At 63.7% G+C, this 19,483-nt stretch carries 22 protein-coding genes and 2 pseudogenes; 13 read left to right on the forward strand and 11 right to left on the reverse strand.

What is annotated here, in order from left to right; all coding sequences use genetic code 11:
• Positions 1–6 precede the first annotated feature (6 nt).
• The 3 genes from BRAGE_RS0138830 to hslV all read right to left on the reverse strand — a co-directional run bounded on the left by BRAGE_RS0138830 (position 7) and on the right by hslV (position 1,853).
• Positions 7–624, reverse strand: coding sequence for a DUF2585 domain-containing protein (locus tag BRAGE_RS0138830; RefSeq protein WP_027561676.1), 618 nt, complete (start codon positions 622–624; stop codon positions 7–9).
• Positions 621–1,106, reverse strand: coding sequence for a GNAT family N-acetyltransferase (locus tag BRAGE_RS0138835; protein ID WP_027561675.1), 486 nt, complete (start codon positions 1,104–1,106; stop codon positions 621–623). The genes BRAGE_RS0138830 and BRAGE_RS0138835 overlap by 4 nt, the downstream gene beginning before the upstream one ends.
• Positions 1,107–1,292: 186 nt before the next feature.
• The gene (gene hslV, locus BRAGE_RS0138840) at positions 1,293–1,853 is read right to left on the reverse strand and encodes an ATP-dependent protease subunit HslV (protein WP_027561674.1); all 561 of its coding nucleotides are present in this window, start codon (positions 1,851–1,853) and stop codon (positions 1,293–1,295) included.
• Positions 1,854–2,107: 254 nt separating this feature from the next.
• On the opposite strand from hslV, the gene hisB reads away from it, so the two are divergent.
• From hisB to coaA, 7 genes are all read left to right on the forward strand, one after another.
• Entirely contained in the window at positions 2,108–2,701 is a 594-nt protein-coding gene (gene hisB, locus BRAGE_RS0138845) for an imidazoleglycerol-phosphate dehydratase HisB (protein ID WP_027561673.1), read from the forward strand.
• A gap of 66 nt (positions 2,702–2,767) precedes the next feature.
• Positions 2,768–3,298, forward strand: a complete 531-nt coding sequence (locus tag BRAGE_RS0138850; RefSeq protein WP_027561672.1) for a DUF2628 domain-containing protein — start codon at positions 2,768–2,770, stop codon at positions 3,296–3,298.
• Positions 3,295–3,945 carry an imidazole glycerol phosphate synthase subunit HisH gene (gene hisH / locus BRAGE_RS0138855; RefSeq protein ID WP_027561671.1) on the forward strand — a complete coding sequence of 217 codons (651 nt, stop codon included), beginning with the start codon at positions 3,295–3,297 and terminating at the stop codon, positions 3,943–3,945. The genes BRAGE_RS0138850 and hisH overlap by 4 nt, the downstream gene beginning before the upstream one ends.
• Positions 3,942–4,679, forward strand: coding sequence for a 1-(5-phosphoribosyl)-5-[(5-phosphoribosylamino)methylideneamino]imidazole-4-carboxamide isomerase (gene hisA, locus BRAGE_RS0138860; RefSeq protein ID WP_027561670.1), 738 nt, complete (start codon positions 3,942–3,944; stop codon positions 4,677–4,679). Before hisH ends, hisA begins: the two co-directional genes overlap by 4 nt.
• Positions 4,680–4,682: 3 nt before the next feature.
• Positions 4,683–5,456: an imidazole glycerol phosphate synthase subunit HisF gene (hisF, locus tag BRAGE_RS0138865; RefSeq protein WP_027561669.1), complete on the forward strand. Its 774-nt coding sequence runs from the start codon at positions 4,683–4,685 to the stop codon at positions 5,454–5,456.
• Positions 5,457–5,532: 76 nt separating this feature from the next.
• Positions 5,533–5,859, forward strand: a complete 327-nt coding sequence (locus tag BRAGE_RS0138870; RefSeq protein WP_027561668.1) for a phosphoribosyl-ATP diphosphatase — start codon at positions 5,533–5,535, stop codon at positions 5,857–5,859.
• Positions 5,860–5,880: 21 nt separating this feature from the next.
• Positions 5,881–6,837, forward strand: coding sequence for a type I pantothenate kinase (gene coaA, locus BRAGE_RS0138875; protein WP_027561667.1), 957 nt, complete (start codon positions 5,881–5,883; stop codon positions 6,835–6,837).
• Positions 6,838–6,970: 133 nt separating this feature from the next.
• Here the strand turns inward: coaA and BRAGE_RS0138880 are convergent, their stop codons facing one another.
• The 3 genes and pseudogenes from BRAGE_RS0138880 to BRAGE_RS50940 all read right to left on the reverse strand — a co-directional run.
• Positions 6,971–9,196 (reverse strand): PAS domain-containing hybrid sensor histidine kinase/response regulator, encoded by a 2,226-nt coding sequence (locus BRAGE_RS0138880; RefSeq protein ID WP_027561666.1) that lies wholly within the window; start codon positions 9,194–9,196, stop codon positions 6,971–6,973.
• Positions 9,197–9,392: 196 nt separating this feature from the next.
• The gene (locus BRAGE_RS0138885) at positions 9,393–9,860 is read right to left on the reverse strand and encodes a hypothetical protein (protein WP_027561665.1); all 468 of its coding nucleotides are present in this window, start codon (positions 9,858–9,860) and stop codon (positions 9,393–9,395) included.
• Positions 9,861–9,971: 111 nt separating this feature from the next.
• A pseudogene (locus BRAGE_RS50940) lies at positions 9,972–10,790 on the reverse strand (ATP-binding protein); the annotation flags it as partial.
• A gap of 123 nt (positions 10,791–10,913) precedes the next feature.
• Here BRAGE_RS50940 and BRAGE_RS0138895 point away from each other — a divergent pair.
• From BRAGE_RS0138895 to BRAGE_RS0138905, 3 genes are all read left to right on the forward strand, one after another.
• Positions 10,914–11,348 (forward strand): hypothetical protein, encoded by a 435-nt coding sequence (locus BRAGE_RS0138895; protein ID WP_027561664.1) that lies wholly within the window; start codon positions 10,914–10,916, stop codon positions 11,346–11,348.
• A gap of 163 nt (positions 11,349–11,511) precedes the next feature.
• Positions 11,512–12,081: a Panacea domain-containing protein gene (locus tag BRAGE_RS0138900; RefSeq protein ID WP_027561663.1), complete on the forward strand. Its 570-nt coding sequence runs from the start codon at positions 11,512–11,514 to the stop codon at positions 12,079–12,081.
• Positions 12,082–12,093: 12 nt separating this feature from the next.
• Complete coding sequence (locus tag BRAGE_RS0138905; protein WP_027561662.1) at positions 12,094–12,480, forward strand: hypothetical protein; 387 nt, start codon at positions 12,094–12,096, stop codon at positions 12,478–12,480.
• On the opposite strand, the gene BRAGE_RS0138910 is transcribed toward BRAGE_RS0138905, so the two are convergent.
• Positions 12,458–13,459 carry an IS1595 family transposase gene (locus BRAGE_RS0138910; protein ID WP_027561661.1) on the reverse strand — a complete coding sequence of 334 codons (1,002 nt, stop codon included), beginning with the start codon at positions 13,457–13,459 and terminating at the stop codon, positions 12,458–12,460. The two genes, BRAGE_RS0138905 and BRAGE_RS0138910, sit on opposite strands and share 23 nt — an antisense overlap.
• Before the next feature lie 78 nt (positions 13,460–13,537).
• On the opposite strand from BRAGE_RS0138910, the gene BRAGE_RS50945 reads away from it, so the two are divergent.
• Positions 13,538–13,759, forward strand: coding sequence for a helix-turn-helix domain-containing protein (locus BRAGE_RS50945; RefSeq protein WP_035731973.1), 222 nt, complete (start codon positions 13,538–13,540; stop codon positions 13,757–13,759).
• 268 nt (positions 13,760–14,027) lie between these two features.
• Here BRAGE_RS50945 and BRAGE_RS51975 read toward each other — a convergent pair whose 3' ends face one another.
• The gene (locus tag BRAGE_RS51975) at positions 14,028–15,071 is read right to left on the reverse strand and encodes a hypothetical protein (protein ID WP_141263215.1); all 1,044 of its coding nucleotides are present in this window, start codon (positions 15,069–15,071) and stop codon (positions 14,028–14,030) included.
• Between the two features lie 230 nt (positions 15,072–15,301).
• Positions 15,302–16,036, reverse strand: a pseudogene (locus BRAGE_RS50955) (magnesium chelatase domain-containing protein); the annotation flags it as partial.
• Between the two features lie 224 nt (positions 16,037–16,260).
• Here BRAGE_RS50955 and BRAGE_RS0138920 point away from each other — a divergent pair.
• Positions 16,261–16,506: a PilZ domain-containing protein gene (locus BRAGE_RS0138920; RefSeq protein WP_011083489.1), complete on the forward strand. Its 246-nt coding sequence runs from the start codon at positions 16,261–16,263 to the stop codon at positions 16,504–16,506.
• An 80-nt stretch (positions 16,507–16,586) separates the two neighbouring features.
• Entirely contained in the window at positions 16,587–17,360 is a 774-nt protein-coding gene (locus tag BRAGE_RS0138925) for a tetratricopeptide repeat protein (RefSeq protein ID WP_027561660.1), read from the forward strand.
• A gap of 56 nt (positions 17,361–17,416) precedes the next feature.
• Here BRAGE_RS0138925 and BRAGE_RS0138930 read toward each other — a convergent pair whose 3' ends face one another.
• Together BRAGE_RS0138930 and BRAGE_RS0138935 are read right to left on the reverse strand one after the other, a co-directional pair.
• Positions 17,417–18,706 carry an AAA family ATPase gene (locus tag BRAGE_RS0138930; protein ID WP_027561659.1) on the reverse strand — a complete coding sequence of 430 codons (1,290 nt, stop codon included), beginning with the start codon at positions 18,704–18,706 and terminating at the stop codon, positions 17,417–17,419.
• The gene (locus BRAGE_RS0138935) at positions 18,703–19,437 is read right to left on the reverse strand and encodes a CpaD family pilus assembly protein (RefSeq protein ID WP_027561658.1); all 735 of its coding nucleotides are present in this window, start codon (positions 19,435–19,437) and stop codon (positions 18,703–18,705) included. The genes BRAGE_RS0138930 and BRAGE_RS0138935 overlap by 4 nt, the downstream gene beginning before the upstream one ends.
• Between the last annotated feature and the right edge of the window lie 46 nt (positions 19,438–19,483).

Genomic DNA, 19,483 nt, shown 5'->3' on the forward strand with positions numbered 1-19,483 from the left:
TTTAGGTCAGATGATGGGCGGGCCCGATTGCCATTGCTTCACGGCCTCGATCGGATGGATCAGCATCAATATATTGAGCGTCAGATTATCGCGAATGTGGAGCGCCAGCATGATTTCGAAGGCGAGCCCGGTGAGGACGGTCACAGATATGGGGAGCACACGCGCGGCGAGGAACCCGAGCATCATGAACAGCGTGTCAGAGACCGAATTCACGATGCTGTCGCCGTAATAATCCAGCGAGATCGTGCCGGCGCGGTAACGCTCGATGATGAACGGCGAATTCTCGACGATCTCCCAGGCGCCTTCGATCAGCATGGCGATGATCAGCCGGGCGGGCCAGGAGAGGCGTAGCAGCGGCAGCCGCGCGAACAGCAGCCAGGTCAGGCCATAGAACAGGAAGCCGTGCAGGACGTGCGAGAAACTGTACCAGTCGGCAATGTGCTGCGAATTCTCCGAGCTGTTCACCACGCCGTGCCAGAGCTTGACATAGCCGCAGGTGCAGATCGGCACACGCCCCATCGCGAACAGCACCGCGGCCTGCAGCGCCAGCAGCGACAGCGCGATCCCGGCCCAGGCGAGCGGCGAGACTGCGGCCCTACTCGCGCGCGCGTGGACTAGCGTCATGGCTCGCGCACCATCAGCTGCGCCGTCCCGTCGGGCGTGTCGACCATGTGGTCGCGGACGAAACCTGCCTTCTCGTAAGCGCGCAGCGCGCGCGCGTTGAGCGGATCGGGGTCAGTGACCATGCGCGGCAGGCCGTGCCGGAAGCAATCATCGACAAATTGGCGGATGAACGCCGAGCCGTGGCCGCGCCCGACCATGTCGCCTTCGCCGATGAACTGGTCGATCCCACGCGTGCCCTCCGGCTGCGGCCCGAAGCCCGTATTCCAGGCGGTCAGGCGGTAGCACTGAAGATAGCCGAACGGCTTGTCGTCAGCCAACACGATGAACTGGTCCATGGCGGGCTCATCGAGGTCGCCGCTGACGAGCGTAAACTGCTCGTCCGGATCGCCCCACCATTCCCGCACATGCGCCTCCCTCAGCCACCGCCGGATCAGCGGCAGGTCGGCTGGTCTCATCGGGCGGAAAGTGTAGGAGAGGCTCATCTAGCCGCCACAACGGTGCTTCGCCCCCTCTCCCGCTTGCGGGAGAGGGTTGGGGAGAGGGTATCTCAGCATCGGGACACTCCCTGGGTGGAGAGAGCCCTCACCCGGCGCTACGCGCCAACCTCTCCCGCAAGCGGGAGAGGCTACAACGGCTCCTGAGCTCCGCCGTCCAATCACGGGCAAGCTCTACCCGGTCGCCAGGCTCTCGATGGTCAGATTACGGTTGGTGTAGACGCAGATGTCGGCGGCGATGTCGAGGGAGCGGCGGACGATGGTCTCGGCGTCCTTGTCGGTGTCGATCAGGGCCCGCGCTGCCGCCAGGGCATAGTTGCCGCCGGAGCCGATCGCCATCACGCCGGCCTCGGGCTCGAGCACGTCGCCGGTGCCGGTCAGCACCAGGGAGACGTCCTTGTCGGCCACGATCATCATGGCCTCCAGCCGCCTGAGGTAACGGTCGGTGCGCCAATCCTTGGCCAGCTCCACGGCGGCCCGGGTCAATTGCCCCGGATATTGCTCGAGCTTGCTCTCCAGCCGCTCAAACAGGGTGAAGGCGTCGGCCGTGGCGCCGGCAAAGCCGCCGATGACGTCGCCCTTGCCGAGCTTGCGGACCTTTTTGGCGTTGGACTTGATCACGGTCTGGCCGATCGAGACCTGGCCGTCGCCTCCGACCACCACCTTGCCGCCCTTGCGGACCGTCAAAATCGTGGTGCCGTGCCAGCCCGGCGAGCTGTTCTGGGAATCCTGCATCGTAATCCTCGTTGTCCGGGCTGATTTAGGGGGTCGGGAGCCAAGGGACAACAGGCGCACAACGGGCCGTTCCGGGCCGAATTTCGCTCACCATAGGCAGAAGTAGAGGCCCCGCCAGCCGTTCCCGCAGTAGCGAAGGCGTCATTTGGCTGTTAAGAGACTGGCGTTTTCGGCTCAAAGAGCATGATCCGGAAAAGTGGCTACCGGTTTTCCGACAAGATCATGCTCAAAACCAACGTGGAAACCGATTTTCCATGCGCACCGCGACGATCAAGCGCAAGACCAAGGAAACCGACATCGAGGTCTCCGTGAACCTCGATGGCACCGGCGTGGCCAATATCGCGACCGGCATCGGCTTTTTCGACCATATGCTCGATCTCCTCGCCCGCCATTCCCGCATCGACCTCACGGTCAAGGCGGTCGGCGACCTGCACATTGATTATCACCATACCACCGAAGACACCGGCATCGCGCTCGGCCAGGCGGTCAAGCAGGCGCTCGGCAACATGGCGGGCATCACCCGCTATGCCGGCGTGCACATGCCCATGGACGAGACGCTGTCGCGCGTGGTCATCGACATCTCGGGCCGCCCGTTCCTGGTGTTCAAGGCCGACTTCCCCCGCGACAAGATCGGCGAGTTCGACACCGAGCTGGTGCGCGAGTGGTTCCAGGCCTTCGCCATCAACGCCGGCGTGACTCTCCACGTCGAGACCCTATATGGCGATAACAGCCACCATATCGCCGAGTCCTGCTTCAAGGGTCTCGCGCGGGCGCTGCGCACCGCGGTCGCGATCGATCCGAAGGCTGCGGGCGAGATCCCGTCCACCAAGGGCTCGCTCGGCGGCTGACGTCTTCCGGCCGGCGGCATGCGCCGCTTGCGCTTTCTACTCAATTCTCGAGCACGGGGCATCGCCATGCCTGTCTACACAGTTCATGCTCCCTCTCCTGCCGGAGCCGATCTGCGCGCGACCGACAAGTTCGTGTTCGTGCGCGACGGCTTTCATTTCTGGGCGATGATCTTCGGCCCGTTCTGGCTGCTGTGGAACCGGCTTTGGCTGGCGCTGATCGGCTATCTGATTTTCGTGGCCGCATTCAACGCCGGCCTGTCCAGCCTCGGTGTCGGACGTTCGTCGATCTTCTTCTCAGATCTCATCGTCGCGCTCTTGATGGGTTTTGAGGCCTCGAGCCTGCGTCGCTGGACGTTGTCGCGCGGCAAATGGCGGCAGCTCGACGTCGTGATTGCCGACGACGAGGACACCGCCGAGCGCCGCTTCTTCGAGCGCTGGAGCCAGAAGCAGCACGGCATCGTCAACGATCAATGGGCGGTCGATCGCGGCGGCCCGCCGCCGACCCGCAGCGTGCCGGGCCAGCAATTCTCGAACCCGCCGCCGATTCCGGCCGGCGGCATCATTGGTTTGTTTCCAGAACCGGGAGGGTCAAGATGAGCGTCGCCATCATCGATTACGGTTCCGGGAATCTGCATTCCGCCGCGAAGGCCTTCGAGCGCGCCGCGCGCAGCCTGGAAAATCCGCAAAAGGTTTTCGTCACCAGCGATCCCGATCAGGCCTATGAGGCTGACCGTCTGGTGCTGCCGGGCGTCGGCGCCTTCGCCGATTGCCGGCGCGGGCTCGATGCCGTCAACGGCATGGTTGAGGCGATCACCGAGGCGGTCCGCGTCAAGGCGCGGCCGTTCTTCGGCATCTGCGTTGGCATGCAGCTGATGGCGAGCCGCGGCAAGGAGCATGTCATCACCGAAGGCCTGAACTGGATCGGCGGCGACGTCGAGAAGATCACGCCGCGCGATGAAAACCTGAAGATCCCGCACATGGGCTGGAATACGCTCGAGGTGTTGCGCGAGCATCCGGTGCTGAACAAGCTGCCGCTCGGCCCCAAGGGCCAGCATGCTTATTTCGTGCACTCCTACCACCTCAATCCCGCCAGCGAGGCGGACGTGCTCGCGCGCGCCGATTATGGCGGACCTGTCACCGCGATCGTCGCCAAGGACACCGCGGTCGGCACGCAGTTTCACCCCGAGAAGAGCCAGCGTTTTGGTCTGGCCCTGATCTCGAATTTCTTGCGATGGAAACCGTGATTCTCTTTCCCGCGATCGACCTCAAGAACGGCCAATGCGTGCGCCTCGAGCAAGGCGACATGGCGCGCGCGACCGTGTTCAACCTCAATCCTGCCGCGCAGGCGCAGAGCTTTGCCGAGCAGGGTTTTGAGTATCTCCACGTCGTCGATCTCGACGGTGCGTTTGCCGGCAAGCCGGTGAATGCCGAGGCCGTCGAGGCGATGCTGAAGACGATCAAGATTCCGGTGCAGCTCGGTGGCGGCATTCGCGATCTCAAGACCGTCGAAGCCTGGCTCGACAAGGGCATCACCCGCGTCATCATCGGCACCGCCGCGGTGCGCGATCCCGAGCTGGTGAAGTCTGCTGCGAAGAAATTCCCCAGCCGCGTCGCGGTCGGGCTGGACGCCCGCGACGGCAAGGTCGCGGTCGAAGGCTGGGCCGAGACCTCGCAAGTGACGGTGCTGGAGATCGCAAAGCGTTTCGAGGATGCCGGCGTCGCCGCCATCATCTTCACCGACATCGCGCGCGACGGCCTGCTCAAGGGCCTGAACCTGGATGCGACCATCGCGCTTGCCGACGCTATCTCGATTCCGGTGATCGCCTCCGGCGGCCTCGCCTCGATCGAGGACGTCAAGGCCATGCTGACGCCGCGCGCGAAAAAGCTCGCCGGCGCGATCGCCGGCCGCGCGCTTTACGACGGCCGGCTCGATCCTGCCGCCGCCCTCACCTTGATCCGCGACGCGCGCAGGAGCTGACACATGTTCAAGGTGCGCGTCATCCCCTGCCTCGACGTCAAGGACGGCCGCGTCGTCAAGGGCGTCAACTTCGTCGACCTGCGCGATGCCGGCGATCCCGTCGAAGCCGCGATCGCCTATGACGCCGCCGGCGCCGACGAGCTCACCTTCCTCGACATCACTGCGACCCATGAGAACCGCGGTATCATGCTCGACGTGGTCCGGCGCACGGCCGAGGCCTGCTTCATGCCGGTGACCGTCGGCGGCGGGGTGCGCGAGGTCAACGACATCAAGACGCTGCTGCGCGCCGGCGCCGATAAGGTCTCGATCAACAGCGCCGCGGTGTCGCGCCGCGAGTTCGTCAAGGAAGCCGCCGAAAAGTTCGGCGAGCAATGCGTGGTGGTCGCGATCGACGCCAAGCGGGTGAAGCGCCCGGGCGGCGACCGCTGGGAGATTTTTACCCATGGCGGGCGCAACTCCACGGGCATCGATGCCATCGAATATGCCCAGGAAGTGGTCTCGCTCGGTGCCGGCGAAATCCTGCTCACCTCGATGGATCGCGACGGCACCAGGCAGGGCTTTGACATCCCGCTGACCCGGGCAATCGCCGACAGCGTTCCCGTTCCCGTGATCGCCTCGGGTGGCGTCGGCAATCTCGACCACCTCGTCGACGGTATCCGCGACGGCCACGCCACCGCGGTGCTGGCCGCCTCGATCTTCCACTTCGGGGAATTCACCATCCGCGAAGCCAAGGAGCATATGGCCCGGCGCGGGCTAGCCATGCGCCTTGATGCCTGACGACTCCGCTTCATAAAAATGCTACATAGGCGGGCGAGACCGGCTCGTTCAGCCGGACGTGTATTGAGTGTTCTGTATGGCGCGTTTCACGATCCATCATCTCGCCGAGACCATCGACGCCCGCGCGGCGTCCGGTGGCGAGGCCTCCTATACCCGTAAGCTCCTCGACAAGGGCGCCGAGCATTGCGCCAAGAAGTTCGGTGAGGAAGCAGTCGAAACCGTAATCGCAGCAGTCGAAAACGATCGCGCGCATCTGATCGCTGAAAGTGCCGACCTGCTCTATCACTTCCTTGTGCTGCTCAAGTCCCGCGGCGTAAAGCTGGAAGAGGTGGAAGCGGCGCTGGACAAGCGTACGAATATGTCAGGGTTGGAAGAGAAAGCGTCGCGCAAGAGCGGCAACTAGCCGAGGTGGAGAGGTCGCGTCATGGATATCCGCGCACCGGAGCAGCAGTATAACCCCTACCGCGTCTATTCGCGCGAAGAGTGGGCGCGACTGCGTGACGATACGCCGATGACGCTGGAGCCGGGCGAGTTCGACCGGCTGCGCTCCCTGCACGACCGCCTCGACTTGCAGGAGGTCGAGGACATTTACCTGCCGCTGTCGCGCCTGCTCTCGATCTATGTCGATGCGATGCAGCGGCTGTATTACGCCGAGCGCCAGTTCCTCAACATCCGCGACCGCAAGGTGCCCTATATCATCGGCGTCGCCGGCTCGGTCGCGGTCGGAAAGTCGACCACGGCCCGCGTGCTCCAGGCGCTGCTGGCGCGCTGGTCGCCGCGGCCGAAAGTCGAGCTGATCACCACGGACGGATTCCTCTATCCGAACGCGGTGCTCGACCGGCAGGGCATCATGCAGAAGAAGGGTTTTCCGGAGAGCTACGACCTGCCGCTGCTCTTGAGCTTCCTCTCCGACATCAAGTCCGGCCGCCGCCATGTGCGTGCGCCGGTTTATTCGCATCTGACCTACGACATCGTGCCGGGCCAGTGGGCCGAGGTCGACCAGCCCGACATTTTGATCGTCGAAGGTGTCAACGTGCTGCAGACCGGCAAGCTGCCGCGCGACGGCAAGGCGGTGCCCGTCGTCTCCGACTTCTTCGATTTCTCGGTCTATATCGACGCCGACGAGGCGGCGCTGCGGCAGTGGTACATCAAGCGCTTCCTGGCGCTGCGCGACACCGCGTTCACCAATCCAAAGTCCTACTTCAACCGCTATGCGCTGCTGTCGGACGAGGAAGCCACCGCGACCGCGATCGCGATCTGGGAACGCACCAACCTCGCCAACCTCGAGGACAACATCTTGCCTACCCGCCCCCGCGCGACGCTGATCCTGAAGAAGGGCGCCGATCATACCGTGGAGAGCGTGGCGCTGCGGCGGCTGTGACGGTGCTGTAGCCGTAGGCCGCGGTGCCGTAGGGTGGGCAAAGGCGCGAAGCGCCGTGCCCACGCTCTGTGCCTGTTGTCGAACGATGCGTGGGCACGCTTCGCTTTGCCACCCTACGGCACCTTCGATGTGGCTACACCGCCAGATGCCGCGCTGCCGCCAGTCCGGTCAGCGCCTCTTCCAGCTTCTCGCGATCGAGCGGCTTGATCAGAAATCCGTTCATGCCGGCCTCGAAACAAGCGTAGCGATCTTCCACCAGCGTATTGGCGGTGAGCGCGAGGATCGGCGTGTGCTGCCCGCTGGTTGCAGCCTCGTGGCCGCGGATGCGTTTGGTCGCCTCGATGCCGTCGAGCTGCGGCATCTGGATGTCCATCAGCACGAGATCATAGGGCGTGCCGGCCGATGATGCCGCGAGCCAGGATTCCAGCGCGGCCTCGCCATGGACGGCGATGACGACGCGGTGACCGAGTTTTGTCAGCAGCGAGCGCATCAGCAGCGCGTTGATCTCATTGTCCTCGGCGACGAGGATCGACATGCCCCTTGCCGGGGCTGCGCCGGTGGAGTCGGCCGGCGGCTCCGGCGCGAGGTCGGGCGAGGCGACCTCGGGCGTCAGCGCGAGCCGTGCGGCGAGCGAGGCGGCGCGTAAGGGCTTGACCAGGAAGCCGGTGAAATCAGCCGAAAACTTCTCGTGGCGCGAGCTCGACGTCAGCAGCACCAGCCGCTGCGCCGCATGCGCGCGCGCCAGCCCGCCAAGCCGGTCGGCGATGGCTGCGCCGATCGCGCGATCGACCAGCATTGCGTGCCAGGATCGCTCCGGCAGCAGCGCTTCCGCGACCGAGGCATCGGACGTCATGCAGGTCTGGCCGCCCCAGCGTTCCAGGCGCCGCGCGATCAGCGAGGCCTCGATACCGTCGGCAACCAGGAGGATCGACTTGCCGGTGAGGTCAGGGTTCGGAAACGCCGTCTGTCCTGCGCCGCCCGGCGATGCCGCCAGCGGCAGCGCGACCTCGAAGGTCGCCCCCTTGCCCGGCTCGCTCGTCAGCGTGATGCGGCCGCCCATGCGCTTGACGATGCGCTCGCTGATGGCGAGGCCAAGCCCGGTGCCGCCATAGGTGCGGGCGACGCGCGCGTCGGCCTGCTCGAATTCGCGGAAGATGCGCTGCTGCGCGTCGGGTGCGATGCCGATGCCGGTGTCGCGCACCAGAAAACTGATCTCATTCTGCCAGATGCCGGGCTCGACGATCAGCGCGACGCCGCCGTTTGCCGTGAACTTGATGGCGTTGCCGGCGAGGTTGAGCAGCACCTGACGCAGCCGTGCGGCGTCGCCGACCACTTCCAGCGGCAGGCGCTCGTCGACATAGGCGGCGATCTCGAGCTGCTTTGCCTGCGCGCGCGGCGCCAGCAGCTCGGTGATCTCCTCGATCAGGGTCGAGAGCGCGAACGGGCGAAGCTCGAGATCGAGCTTGCCGGCCTCGATCTTGGAATAGTCGAGCAGCTCCTCGATCAGCGCCATCAAGGCTTCGCCCGATGTCTTCACTGCCCTGGCGTAGGTCGTCTGCTCCGGCGTCAGATTGGTGTCGAGCAACAGGCCGCCCATGCCGATGATGCCGTTCAGCGGCGTGCGGATCTCGTGCGAGGCCATCGCCAGGAAGCGCGACTTGGCGCGGTTGGCGGCATCGGCCTGGTCGCGCGCGTCCGACAGCGCGCGTTCGCTCTCGGTGCGGTCGGTGACGTCGCGCCCGACGCTCTGCAATTCGGCGGGCTGGCCGGCGTCGAGCCGGACATAGCCTTCGCGCCAGGCGATCCAGCGCGCGCCGAGCGGGGTTGCGATCTTCTGGTCGTGGACGCGCGTGCCGCTGCTCTCGCGGGCGCTGTCGCCCTGCTCCAGCACGTCAAAGTCAAACCGCGTGCCGACCAGCGCGCCGCGCGGCTGCCCCGCGAGCACGCAATAGGCGTCATTGGCGAAGGTGATGCGGCCCTGGGTGTCGCGCAGCACGATCAGATCGCCCTGCTGCTCGAACAAACTGCGCGCGCGCTCCTCGGCCTCCTTCAGCTCCCAATTGCGGTCGATCAGCGCCTCGTTATGCGCGGCGAGCTTGCGCATCCGTTTGTTGACGAAGCGCAGGCGCATGCTCAGCGTGGCAAGGCCGAGGCAGGCGAGCGCGAACAGGAAGCTCGCGCCGATCGCAAAGGCGTGGGGATCGTAGCCGGAATTCTCGGCCCGGCTGCCGGTGACGAAACCATAGGCGCCACCGAAGGTCGCCGAGAAGATCATGAAGGAGCGGATCGCGAAGGCGATGCGGGGATGCCGCCGCCTGAAGCGGCGCATGCGCACCTTGATCCGGAACATCCGATCCATCTCCACCGACCCTTATCCGAAACCCCGCCGCCAGCGCGTGCGACGATGTCGTGCCGACCTTGCGAACAGTTTGAGGCTTTGGGGCAGCCTCCAAACAGGGTTGACGAGGTGTTAATGCCTCAGAGCATGATCCGGACCCGAAGGGCCGCGTTTGCGCAAAGTGTGCAGCGGTTTTCCGGAAAGATCATGCTCAAACCTAGAGCGAGGCAGCATGGAGGTGGCGGTGGCCGCCGCGGGCGCCGACGATCAGCGCCGCCGCCTCGCGCTGGGAGAACGTCCGCGAGCGCACATAGATGCGGTAATCCGCCGGTCCCTCAGTGGAGAGATAGATCACCGGACCGCCATCGACGGGCTGCGCGGCAATCGAGACGAGGCGGTTCGACGCAGTAGCCTCGCAGGAGTCCGGCTCGGACCCGAGGCCGTCGTCGACGACGGCGAAGTCCGCAGCGTCCGCATCATCGGTGATCTGAACCCGCACCGTCGCCTTGTCGGGATCGTCGGTGAAGGCGACATGGACACCGGCGGTCCAGAACAGCGATGTCAGCTCGACCGAGGTTTCGCCGAGAGCGATGCAGGGATGCGAGACCGATCCGATCTCGCCGCGGGCGAACACCGCAGCCGCCAACAAGGGAACAACCGAGGCCAGGATCTTGAAACGCAACATGACACTCTACTCACCAAGGCCGCTCGGGAACTGTCCCCTTAAGAACGCATGGCCTTATGGTTTGCAGAGCGTAAAGGAAACTCGTTACCGCCGGGTTGATGCGCAGAATGATCAGGCGAGCTGCCGCACATCCTCCGCGAGTGCGCGGTAGGACAGGGCCTCGGCGAGATGCAGCCGGCCGATCTTGTCGGCATTGTCGAGGTCGGCGAGCGTGCGTGCCACCCGCAGTACGCGGTGATAGCCGCGCGCCGACAGCCGCATGGTCTCGGCAGCGTCGCGCAGCAGTTTCTGTCCCTGTGCGTCGGGCTTGGCGACGTCCTCCAGCACGGAGGCGGGCGCTTCGGCGTTGGTGCGGACATTGGGCAGGCCGGCATCGGCATAGCGTGCAAGCTGGATGTCGCGCGCCGCCGCGACGCGCGCGGCGACTTCGGCGGATCCTTCCGCCGGCGGCGGCAGGATCAGATCGGCTGCGGTGACCGCGGGCACCTCGATGCGCAAATCGATGCGGTCCATCAGCGGGCCGGAGATGCGCGCCTGGTAGTCGCCGGTGCAGCGATCGACGCGGCCGCGCTTGCACGCATAGCCCGGCTCGAACGCGTTGCCGCAGCGGCACGGATTCATCGCTGCGACCAGCATGAAGCGCGCCGGATAAGTGACGCGGTGGTTTGCGCGCGACACCGCGACCTCTCCGTTCTCCAGCGGCTGGCGCAGCGAATCCAAGACGCGCGGATCGAACTCCGGCAGCTCGTCGAGGAACAGCACGCCCTGATGCGCCAGCGAGATCTCGCCGGGCTTTGCGCGCATGCCGCCGCCTGTCAGCGCCGCCATGCTGGCCGAATGATGCGGCGAGCGGAACGGCCGCCGCGCGGTCAGCGCGCCGCCTTCGATCTCGCCGGCAACGGAGGCGATCATCGAGACCTCGAGCAATTCCGGCATTAGGTAGCAAACTCACCTTAGCACGGCTGGCGGCAACGCTGGCGGTAATCCTAGATTCTTCGCTGAAAAGGGGCGGTTAACCCCCCGGTTAAAGGCGCCTTTTACGCGGAGGTATCCATGAACGAATTTGTCTTAGCCGGACTCGTGAAGCGTCGGGCTCAGTTGGCGGGCGATATCGAAAGCGCCCATGAGTCCCTTCGGAAGATGGTCTTGGACTTGGAGAGCCTAGACGCCACGATCCTCCAGTTCGATCCGAGCTACCGGGTGGAGTCCATCAAGGCGAAAGCCTTCCGGCCGCCCAAGGATTGGAGCAACCGGGGCGAAATGAGCCGCATCGTGTTGTCCATTTTGCGCCAAGCCGCAGAGCCGCTTACCAGCCGCGATATCGCCTTGGAGCTGCTAGTGGAGCGAGCCTTGGACAAGAACGACCAGCGGCTCTTGCGGCTGATGTCCAAGCGGGTCGGAGTCGCGCTCCGGACCCAGCGGGAAAACGGCCTTGTTCGGTGCGAGCAAGGACCGGGGCAGTACATGTTGTGGGAAATCGCCCGTTGACTTTGCCCTATGGTCGATTCGCTGTTGCAAATATGTCACTGCGGAAATCACATTTCCGTGATTTGCTGGATTTTAAGTGGCGCTGCCGACTTATCCGTTAGAATTTCGGAGTCTGATGTTCCTAATTCGTTCTCATTGCCCCGCTTGCAAGAAGGCCGATCCGATGAGCTTTAATGCAAGAAAGTCTGCTCAAGTAATTGCTTACTTGATCGCTAAGAGCGGCGGATCGAGCCTTAATGTTGTTAAGGCGATCAAGCTTGTCTACTTGGGCGACCGCCAGAGCATAAAGAATTTCGGCTTTCCCATACTCGATGAAACGCGGGTATCGATGCCGCTTGGGCCAGTGAACTCTATGACCTACCGGCATGTGAACGGAGAATACGACCTTGATGAGTGCGGGTGGTCTGAGTTTTTGGAGGACAAGGCCAACCATCAAATCGGGGCCACGAAGAAGTTCTCGGTCGATGATCTGGATGAGCTTAGCGACGCAGACATACAATGTCTCGATGAGGTCTGGGCTGAGTTTGGCCACCTAAACCAATGGCAACTCGTCAATTACACTCACGACAAGAATAACGTTCCTGAATGGGAAGATCCGAACGGAAGCTCGATCCCGATCCCATTGGAAAGAATGATGCGCTACCTCAACATTGAAAATGCTGAGGAGCAGGTTTCTTTGGTCGAAGACCATCAGCATTTAGATCGAGTTTTTGCCTCCCTTCGAAGTCATTAACGGAAGATTGCAATGGCCTACGCCGCGTCGCGCTGTCACGCGATGCTAATCCCGTCTGGCACGTTCGAAGACCCGGATCGTAAGCACCTTTTTGTGGTGTGTTCCGACGCTTGCGCGGATGGAAAGCATGTTCTCGTTTCGATAACGGGATGGACAAACGACCTATGCGACGGCACGACCCGTCTAAAAAAGGGCGATCATCCGTTTCTCTACAAGGATTCCTACGTATTCTATAGAAAGGCGCGGATCGAAGACGGGTCGGTTCTCACCAGCGGGATAGATAGTGGCGCTTTCGTCCTCAAAGAGCCGATGGATGCTGGGTTAGTCGACTTGATTATGGAAGGCATCTGCGCGTCGAAGCAGACGCCGCGCAAGGTCAAGAAGTACGCTGGCTGCTAGCGCGCTGCCAGTAACCCTTCCACTGCCGCGAAACCGGATGCTGCAGAGCTGCGCCAGTTGCCATCAGGTATTGCTCGCCGTTGCTGACGCGGCGGTTGTTCTCACGCCACGCCATTTCCTTTGCATAGGCCGCTAGATACGGGCCGGCAATGTGGTGATGAATGCCGATCTCTGCACGGCGCAGGCGGGAGAAAAACGACTCTGCTTGATTGGTGCAGGCCTCGCCGTCTGAATACGCCTCGCTGTGATTGATCCGCTTCGTCAGGAAGCGCGCGTGGAGCGCGTCCCAATGTGCGGCCTCGTCGGCGTGAACGGTGCTGCCGGGCTGCACGGTGCGCGCAATCGTGACAACGGCGGCATCCTCCGACTTGAAGACGAAAGGCAGCGTCCGGCCGCCACGCTCGCGCATGATGACCACGACGCGGCGCTTGCCGGTCTGGTTCTGCACCAAGCGCCGGTCGCGGCGGTTTTCCTTGCGATTGGCGGGGCGGACGTGGCCGCCGAAGTAAGCGCCGTCAACTTCCACCGTGCCACCAACGGTCGCGCCATTGGCTTCTGAGGCCATCGCTTCGCGGATTTTGTGAGCCATCACGAAGGCCGTCTTGTACTGGCAATCCAGGTCGCGGCTCAGTTGGAGCGCGCTGTGGCCCTTCGCGCCGTTGACGAAGATCGCGATTGCCAAGAGGTAGTCGCGGATCGGCAGCTTGCGGCTGGCGAATATCGTGCCGGACGTGACGCTGAATTGGTGATTGCAGCCCTTGCACTTGAATAGCTTGCGGGTCTGGTAGCTGTAGACGGCGACACAGCCGCACTTGGGGCAAAAGGGCTCGCCGTTAGTGGCAGCCCAGCGGATCAGCTTGAAGGTCTGATAGGCTTCCTCGTCCGACAAACGGGCGACCTTCGCTAAACTTAGCGACCTCGCCTTTGCCGTGAGAAGGAAGTGTTGCGACATGAGACCAACGTTTTCCGTTGACCTCATTGATAAACGTTGAAAGAAATGGCGTCAACGAAAATCGTTGGCCTTGACGAATATGTTTATTGTCAACATATTCCGCTGATGACCCCGGAACAGTGCCGAGCCGCCCGAGCCTGGCTAAACTGGCCTCAAGACGCGCTTGCAAAAGCCGCGAACGTGGGCGTTTCGACTGTGCGCGACTTTGAGGCTGGTCGGCGGGAGCCGACTCGGAACAATCTCGCGGCGATTCAGGCGGCTCTTGAGAAGGGCGGTATTTCATTTTTGGAAAACGACCAAACGCGGGGCGTTTCCGCGCCCCGTTAGACATGTGTTTGAGTTTCTGCTAGAAAAAAGGCGGTGGACCGACTGGGAATTGGACCCAGACCCGCGCAGGTGGAAATCCGGCGAGCGTCTCCAGACCCGGCCCGGCCGCGAGGAGCTACCAAATCACGCGCCAACGTGACTGATAGCCCCTCCAGTACCCGGCGACTTCATGTTGTCATGTACCACCTACCTTTCGACCCGCCTTCAACGGGTGCCTCACTTGGTTTGAGAGACACCGGAGCCGAATGGCTCCGGTTTTCGTTTGGGGTCACGCGAATACCCCAGTTTTCATTCCGCCCTCGTCCTTGGACGCGCGGACGCTATCTGAATTGCGAACATGAGTCGGGACACCGACCGCAACGGCGATGTGCCGCCAACGCTGCCTAAAGCCGACTGCCGTCCAAGGCAGCTTGGTCATTTCATTCACAACCATTGGACCAATGCGATTTACCGTTGGCACGGCGGCAAGCTCCTGCATGACCATTGGACAACGGCTTAGATCGACCTCAATCAACTTGTGCTGGTTCTGACGACCCGCAGTAAGCGTCCGACGCAGAACGCCGTGTTCGTCGATGTCGGACCAGCGCAGGCCACGAATCCACTTCTCGTCGTCCTTGGTGATTTCGGACGGCGTCTTGTCGCTGATGGGCACCCATTCGCCGATAACATCCATCTGCCGAAGTTGCGGGACTTCCAACTGGAAGGCCTGGGCAAGCGCGATTGAATGCAGGCCCCTACGATGCGCCTCTGCTCGGATTGCGTTGGCATGATCCGCCGTGAGCGCAACAGTGCGAGCTTTCGACTTCGGAATTCGCAGGTTGCCGAGAATCGCACTCAGGCGGATACAGGCATCGTCATTCAGAGTCGTGGCCCCGTAGGTGCAGAGCAAGCGTAGCTTGGCGACAAGGGTATGCCCCATCGACACGCCTTTGACGGACCACTTATTGGAATAGACTTCCATCACGTGCCCTGCATTCCAGTCGGCCACGCGCTCGGCGCCCACCGTTTCCTTGATGCTCCGAAACGCTGATTTATAGTTGCGGCTAACACTTCGTTTCAGAGTCCAAATCGGGGAACGGGGGTCGGTTTCGTAGCAGTCGATTAGGCCAGCCAATGTGCCGTCAAAGTTAACGGTCGGTTCTGGCTTCTCCGGTCCCGACGGCGGGGGCGCGTCCGCCTTTTGATCTGGGTTGCCGTCACGGCGCACCAGCTCGAAACCAAATTCCGCGGCGGTCTTCTCAAATTCCGCGAGCTTCTCCATCTTCGCCTCTAGGAGGCGGGCGGCTTCCAGTTTCTGCGCAGCCTCGTCCATCAGGCGCGCCCTCTCGCGAGCCATTTCCGCACGAAGGTCTTTCTTGGGGTCTTCCATAGCCGCGCGGTTCTAACCGATGACGAATCCTGACGTTGGAACAACATACTTTACCTCCGTTTATATCGCAAGTGCGACACCCGTTTTCGGGCCGAAACGATGTCCAAAAATAAGTAAGCCGCTGATTTCTCAGCGGCTTTCACTTGTTTGTAAGTTAGGTGAGTTTGCTACCTAATGCCGAGCAATTCGCCCGGCGACAGCGGCGGCAGGATCGAGGGCAGGCGCGCCGCCAGCATCGATTTGCCGGCGCCGGGCGCGCCGATCATCAGGAGATGGTGTCCGCCGGCGGCCGCGATCTCCAGCGCGCGCTTGGCGCTCTCCTGGCCCTTGATGTCGCGCAGATCGAGCGTGGAGGCGGCGGCCTCGTGCACCTTCGGCGAGGGCCGCGACAGCACCTGCGTGCCCTTGAAGTGGTTGGCGATCTGGATCAGCGAGCTTGCGGCGATGATCTGGATGTCCGGGCTCGCCCAGGCCGCTTCGGAGCCGCAAGACGCCGGGCAGATCAAGCCTTCCTCGCGCATATTGGCGCCGATCGCGGCCGGCAGGACGCCGGCCACCGGTGCGATCGAGCCGTCGAGACCGAGCTCGCCGAGCACGGTAAAGCCCGTCAGCGCATCCGGCGGGATCGCGCCGATCGCCGCCATCAGCCCGAGCGCGATCGGCAGGTCGTAATGGCTGCCTTCCTTCGGCAGGTCGGCCGGCGCCAGATTGACGATGATCCGCCGCGCCGGCAGCGCCAGCCCCGAGGCGATCAGCGCCGAGCGCACGCGTTCGCGCGCCTCCGAAACCGCCTTGTCCGGCAGGCCGACGATGGCAAAGGCCGGCAGGCCCGGCGCGACCTGCACCTGCACGTCGACCGCACGAGCCTCGATCCCCTCAAAGGCGACGGTAGAAACCCGCTGAACCATGCCCGAACCAGCCTGCCCTCTCGTACAATCGAGGGTAGCAGAGCCCGGCGCACTCCGCAAGAACAATACGGGAACATTTCCGGGCGAGGCAAGCCTTAACGAGCCGTAAACGGGGGCCAGACACTAAGCCTCGAATGCGAGCGGCTGCGCTCAGCACATCCCAACGAATGTTCGCTACTTCTAAGGTGCGGGATGGGCCGTGGTCTAACGGGTGAACAGTTCAAATGCTTGCAAATCGCCGGAGAAGCGAACGTCGGGTGTGCAGCCGGCTCGCCAAGATTCATTTTGGCGCGGGCTCGCTGCCGCGGGATTGCACGATCACGGATATCTCGGATGGCGGCGTGAAGGTCGTGGCTGAATTTCTGGAAGTGCCGCCGCAATTCACCATCATCTTCGCGCCGGACTATTCCCGCCAATGCCGCCTGCGCTGGCGTATCGGCTGCGAATTCGGCGCCGAATTCACCGACTAAGGTCTGAACGACTGTCTCTTTAACGGGACTTTAGCGTTAATAGGCAAAGCATCTCTGATCAGTCGCCGAGTGATCAGAGTATGTCCAAGCGTTTGCCCGTTGCCTCTCCCCCGGCGCGATATCTGTTGTCCGCGTTGCTGGCACTTGCCCTCGGCGGCTGTCAGACCACCGGCCTCGAGGACGTCACCGGCGCGCTTGGCGGCAAATCGGAGACAGCCGGCAAGGCCGATCCGAAGTCGGACATGGACACCTTGCGCGAGCGCTATCGCGCCAAGCCCAGTGATCCCAACGTCGCGCTGGAATACGGCAAGGCGCTGCGCGAGAGCGGCCAGCGCGCGCAGGCGGTCGCGGTGCTGGAGCAGGCCGTGCTCGGTCATCCCAGCAGCAAGGCGCTGCTCGCCGGCTATGGCCGTGCGCTCGCCGACAACGGCAATTTCCAGCAGGCCTTCGACGTGCTCGGCCGCGCGCATTCGCCCGAGGATCCCGACTGGCGCATCCTGTCGGCGCAGGGCGCGGCGCTCGATCAGCTCGGCCGCAACGAGGAAGCGCAGCAATATTACGCCGCGGCGCTGAAGATCGCGCCCGACGAGCCGACCGTGCTGTCCAATCTCGGCCTGTCCTACGTGCTGCAGAACAATCTGCCGAAGGCCGAACAGGTGCTCGGCCGCGCCTATCAGCGCAATCAGAACGATGCGCGGGTCCGTGCCAATCTCGCACTCGTGCTGGGATTGCAGGGCCGCGAGTCCGAGGCCGAAATCCTCGTGAAGGCCGATCTGCCGCCGGACCAGGCCGCGGCCAAGGTCACGGCGCTGCGGCAGCTGCTGGCAAAGAAGCAGCAGCGGGCGGACAGGTAGCCGGCCTCTATAGACGCCTTATGGGATGAGACTCACCTAGCGCTCCGACGGAGACCTTACGACGCCTTGCGGTGCGGCGCGGAGCTGCGGCTTGACCGGCCCTTCAGCTTCTTCAGCAGTGGTCCGAGCAGCGAGCGCTTCGGCTTCTTCACCTCGCCGCGGCCGGCGAGGCGGTTCGCCATATTCTGGAACAGCTCGGTGGTGCGGTGACTCCTGGACACCTCCGCGATCATCTGGCCGTTGTTGGCTGCGGTCGAGAACAGTTTCGAATCGAACGGGATCACCGCGAGCGGCTGGCTCTCCATGGTCTTGGCAAATGCCTTGACCTCGATCTCGGCGCGCTTGTGCATGCCGACCTGGTTGATGCAGTACAGCGGCGGCCGGTCGTTCGGTCGCGCGGCCTTGAGCACGCTGAGCATGTTCTTGGTGTTGCGCAGGTTGGCAAGATCAGGCTCGGCCACGATCACGATGTCGTCGGCATTGACCAGCGCGCGCCGCGTCCAGCCCGACCATTGATGGGGCACGTCGAGCACGATGCAGGGCGTGGTCATGCGCAGCGTGTCGAACACCGCATCAAAGGCTTCCGCGCCGAAATCGTAGACGCGGTCAAGCGTGGCGGGTGCAGCAAGAAGGCTGAGGCGGTCGGTGCATTTGGCGAGCAGGCGTTCCATCAGCGCCGTGTCGGGGCGGTCCTGCGACAGCACCGCATTGGCGATGCCCTGCACCGGGTCCTGGTTGTAGTCGAGGCCGGCGGTGCCGAAGGCAAGGTCGAGATCGATCACGACGGAATCGAGCGCGAGGTCGCGCGCGATGGTCCAGGCGACGTTGTGCGCGACCGTGGACGCGCCGACGCCACCCTTGGCGCCGACCACGGCGATGACGCGGCCGGTGATGATGGCTTCGGACGCCGAGAACAGGCTGCAGATGGAGCGGACGACGTCGAGGGTCTCGACCGGTCCCACCACATAGTCGTTGACGCCGCGGCGGACCAGCTCGCGATAGGGCGCAGTGTCGTTGGGATTGCCGATCACCACCACGCGGGTGCCGGGATCGCAGACGCCGGCGAGATCGTCGAGGCCCTCGAGGATGTCGCGCGTACCGTCGGACTCGATCACGATGACGTTCGGTGTCGGCATCGAATCGTAGACTTCGATCGCCGCGGCGAGGCCGCCGCTCTTGGCGGTCAGATGCGCCTTGGCGAGCCGGCGGTCCTGCCCGGCGGCGGTCACCGCCTGGAGCGTCTGCTCGGTCTCGCAAAAGGCCTGCACGGAGATGCGAGGAACCGGCGCAATGTGTTCCTCGGGGTGCTGCGGATCGTCCGCCTCTTCGTCGTGGACGCTGGTCATTTGCCTGTGTCGCTCAGTTTGGCCCTGTCGGACTCTGGATAGGTGGTCGCGGTCGTCGAGCCCTTGCGGTAACGGTCGAAGGCGATCTCGCGCCGCGCGGTATAGGCCGGCGTCTCCGCGCGCGGCTGCTCGAGGTCGGCGGGATTGTCGATCATGGCCGCGAGGTTACGCTGGCTGGCGCAGCCGAGATTGAAGTAGGGATGGTTCTCGTTGTAGCCGGGATCGAGGATGGACGGACCGACGTCTTCCGGCCACAGCCCGCAGGGGCCCGCGACGGCCGTGATCTTCGAATAGCTCAGGCGGATGGTCGGCAGTAGTCCGGGATCCTCGGGGCGGTAGCGATGCTGGACGATGGCGCGCGACGGCACGCCGCCGGAGGCGAGCACGGAGCGGATCTCCTGATAGGTCGCCGCCGCGGCGCGTGAATTCGCGGTGTCGACGGGCACGTCGACCACGACGGAGCCGGTGCCTTCGCGCACCCAGTCCCGGGCGATGCCGGCGACGTCGGCGTGCTGCGCGGCTGAGAGGCCGCCTCTGGCCTTGCCGACGAAGATCACGATCGACTTCTTGCCTTCCTGCACCGCGATCGGGTGGCGCTGGCGGTAGTCGGTCGGCACCGTCTGGGTGACGATTTCGCCAGTGGTGTTGCAGGCGCCGAGCAGGACGGAGAGCCCCGTCAGCGCCAGCGCAATCCGTAAGCTGCGACGTCGATCGGCTGTCATCTTCGTCATCGCCTTATCCCCTCCTGCCCCGTGTCTCGCCCCGGCCCCCAAGCCG

Source organism: Bradyrhizobium genosp. SA-4 str. CB756 (genome assembly GCF_000473125.1).
GTDB lineage: Bacteria > Pseudomonadota > Alphaproteobacteria > Rhizobiales > Xanthobacteraceae > Bradyrhizobium > Bradyrhizobium arachidis.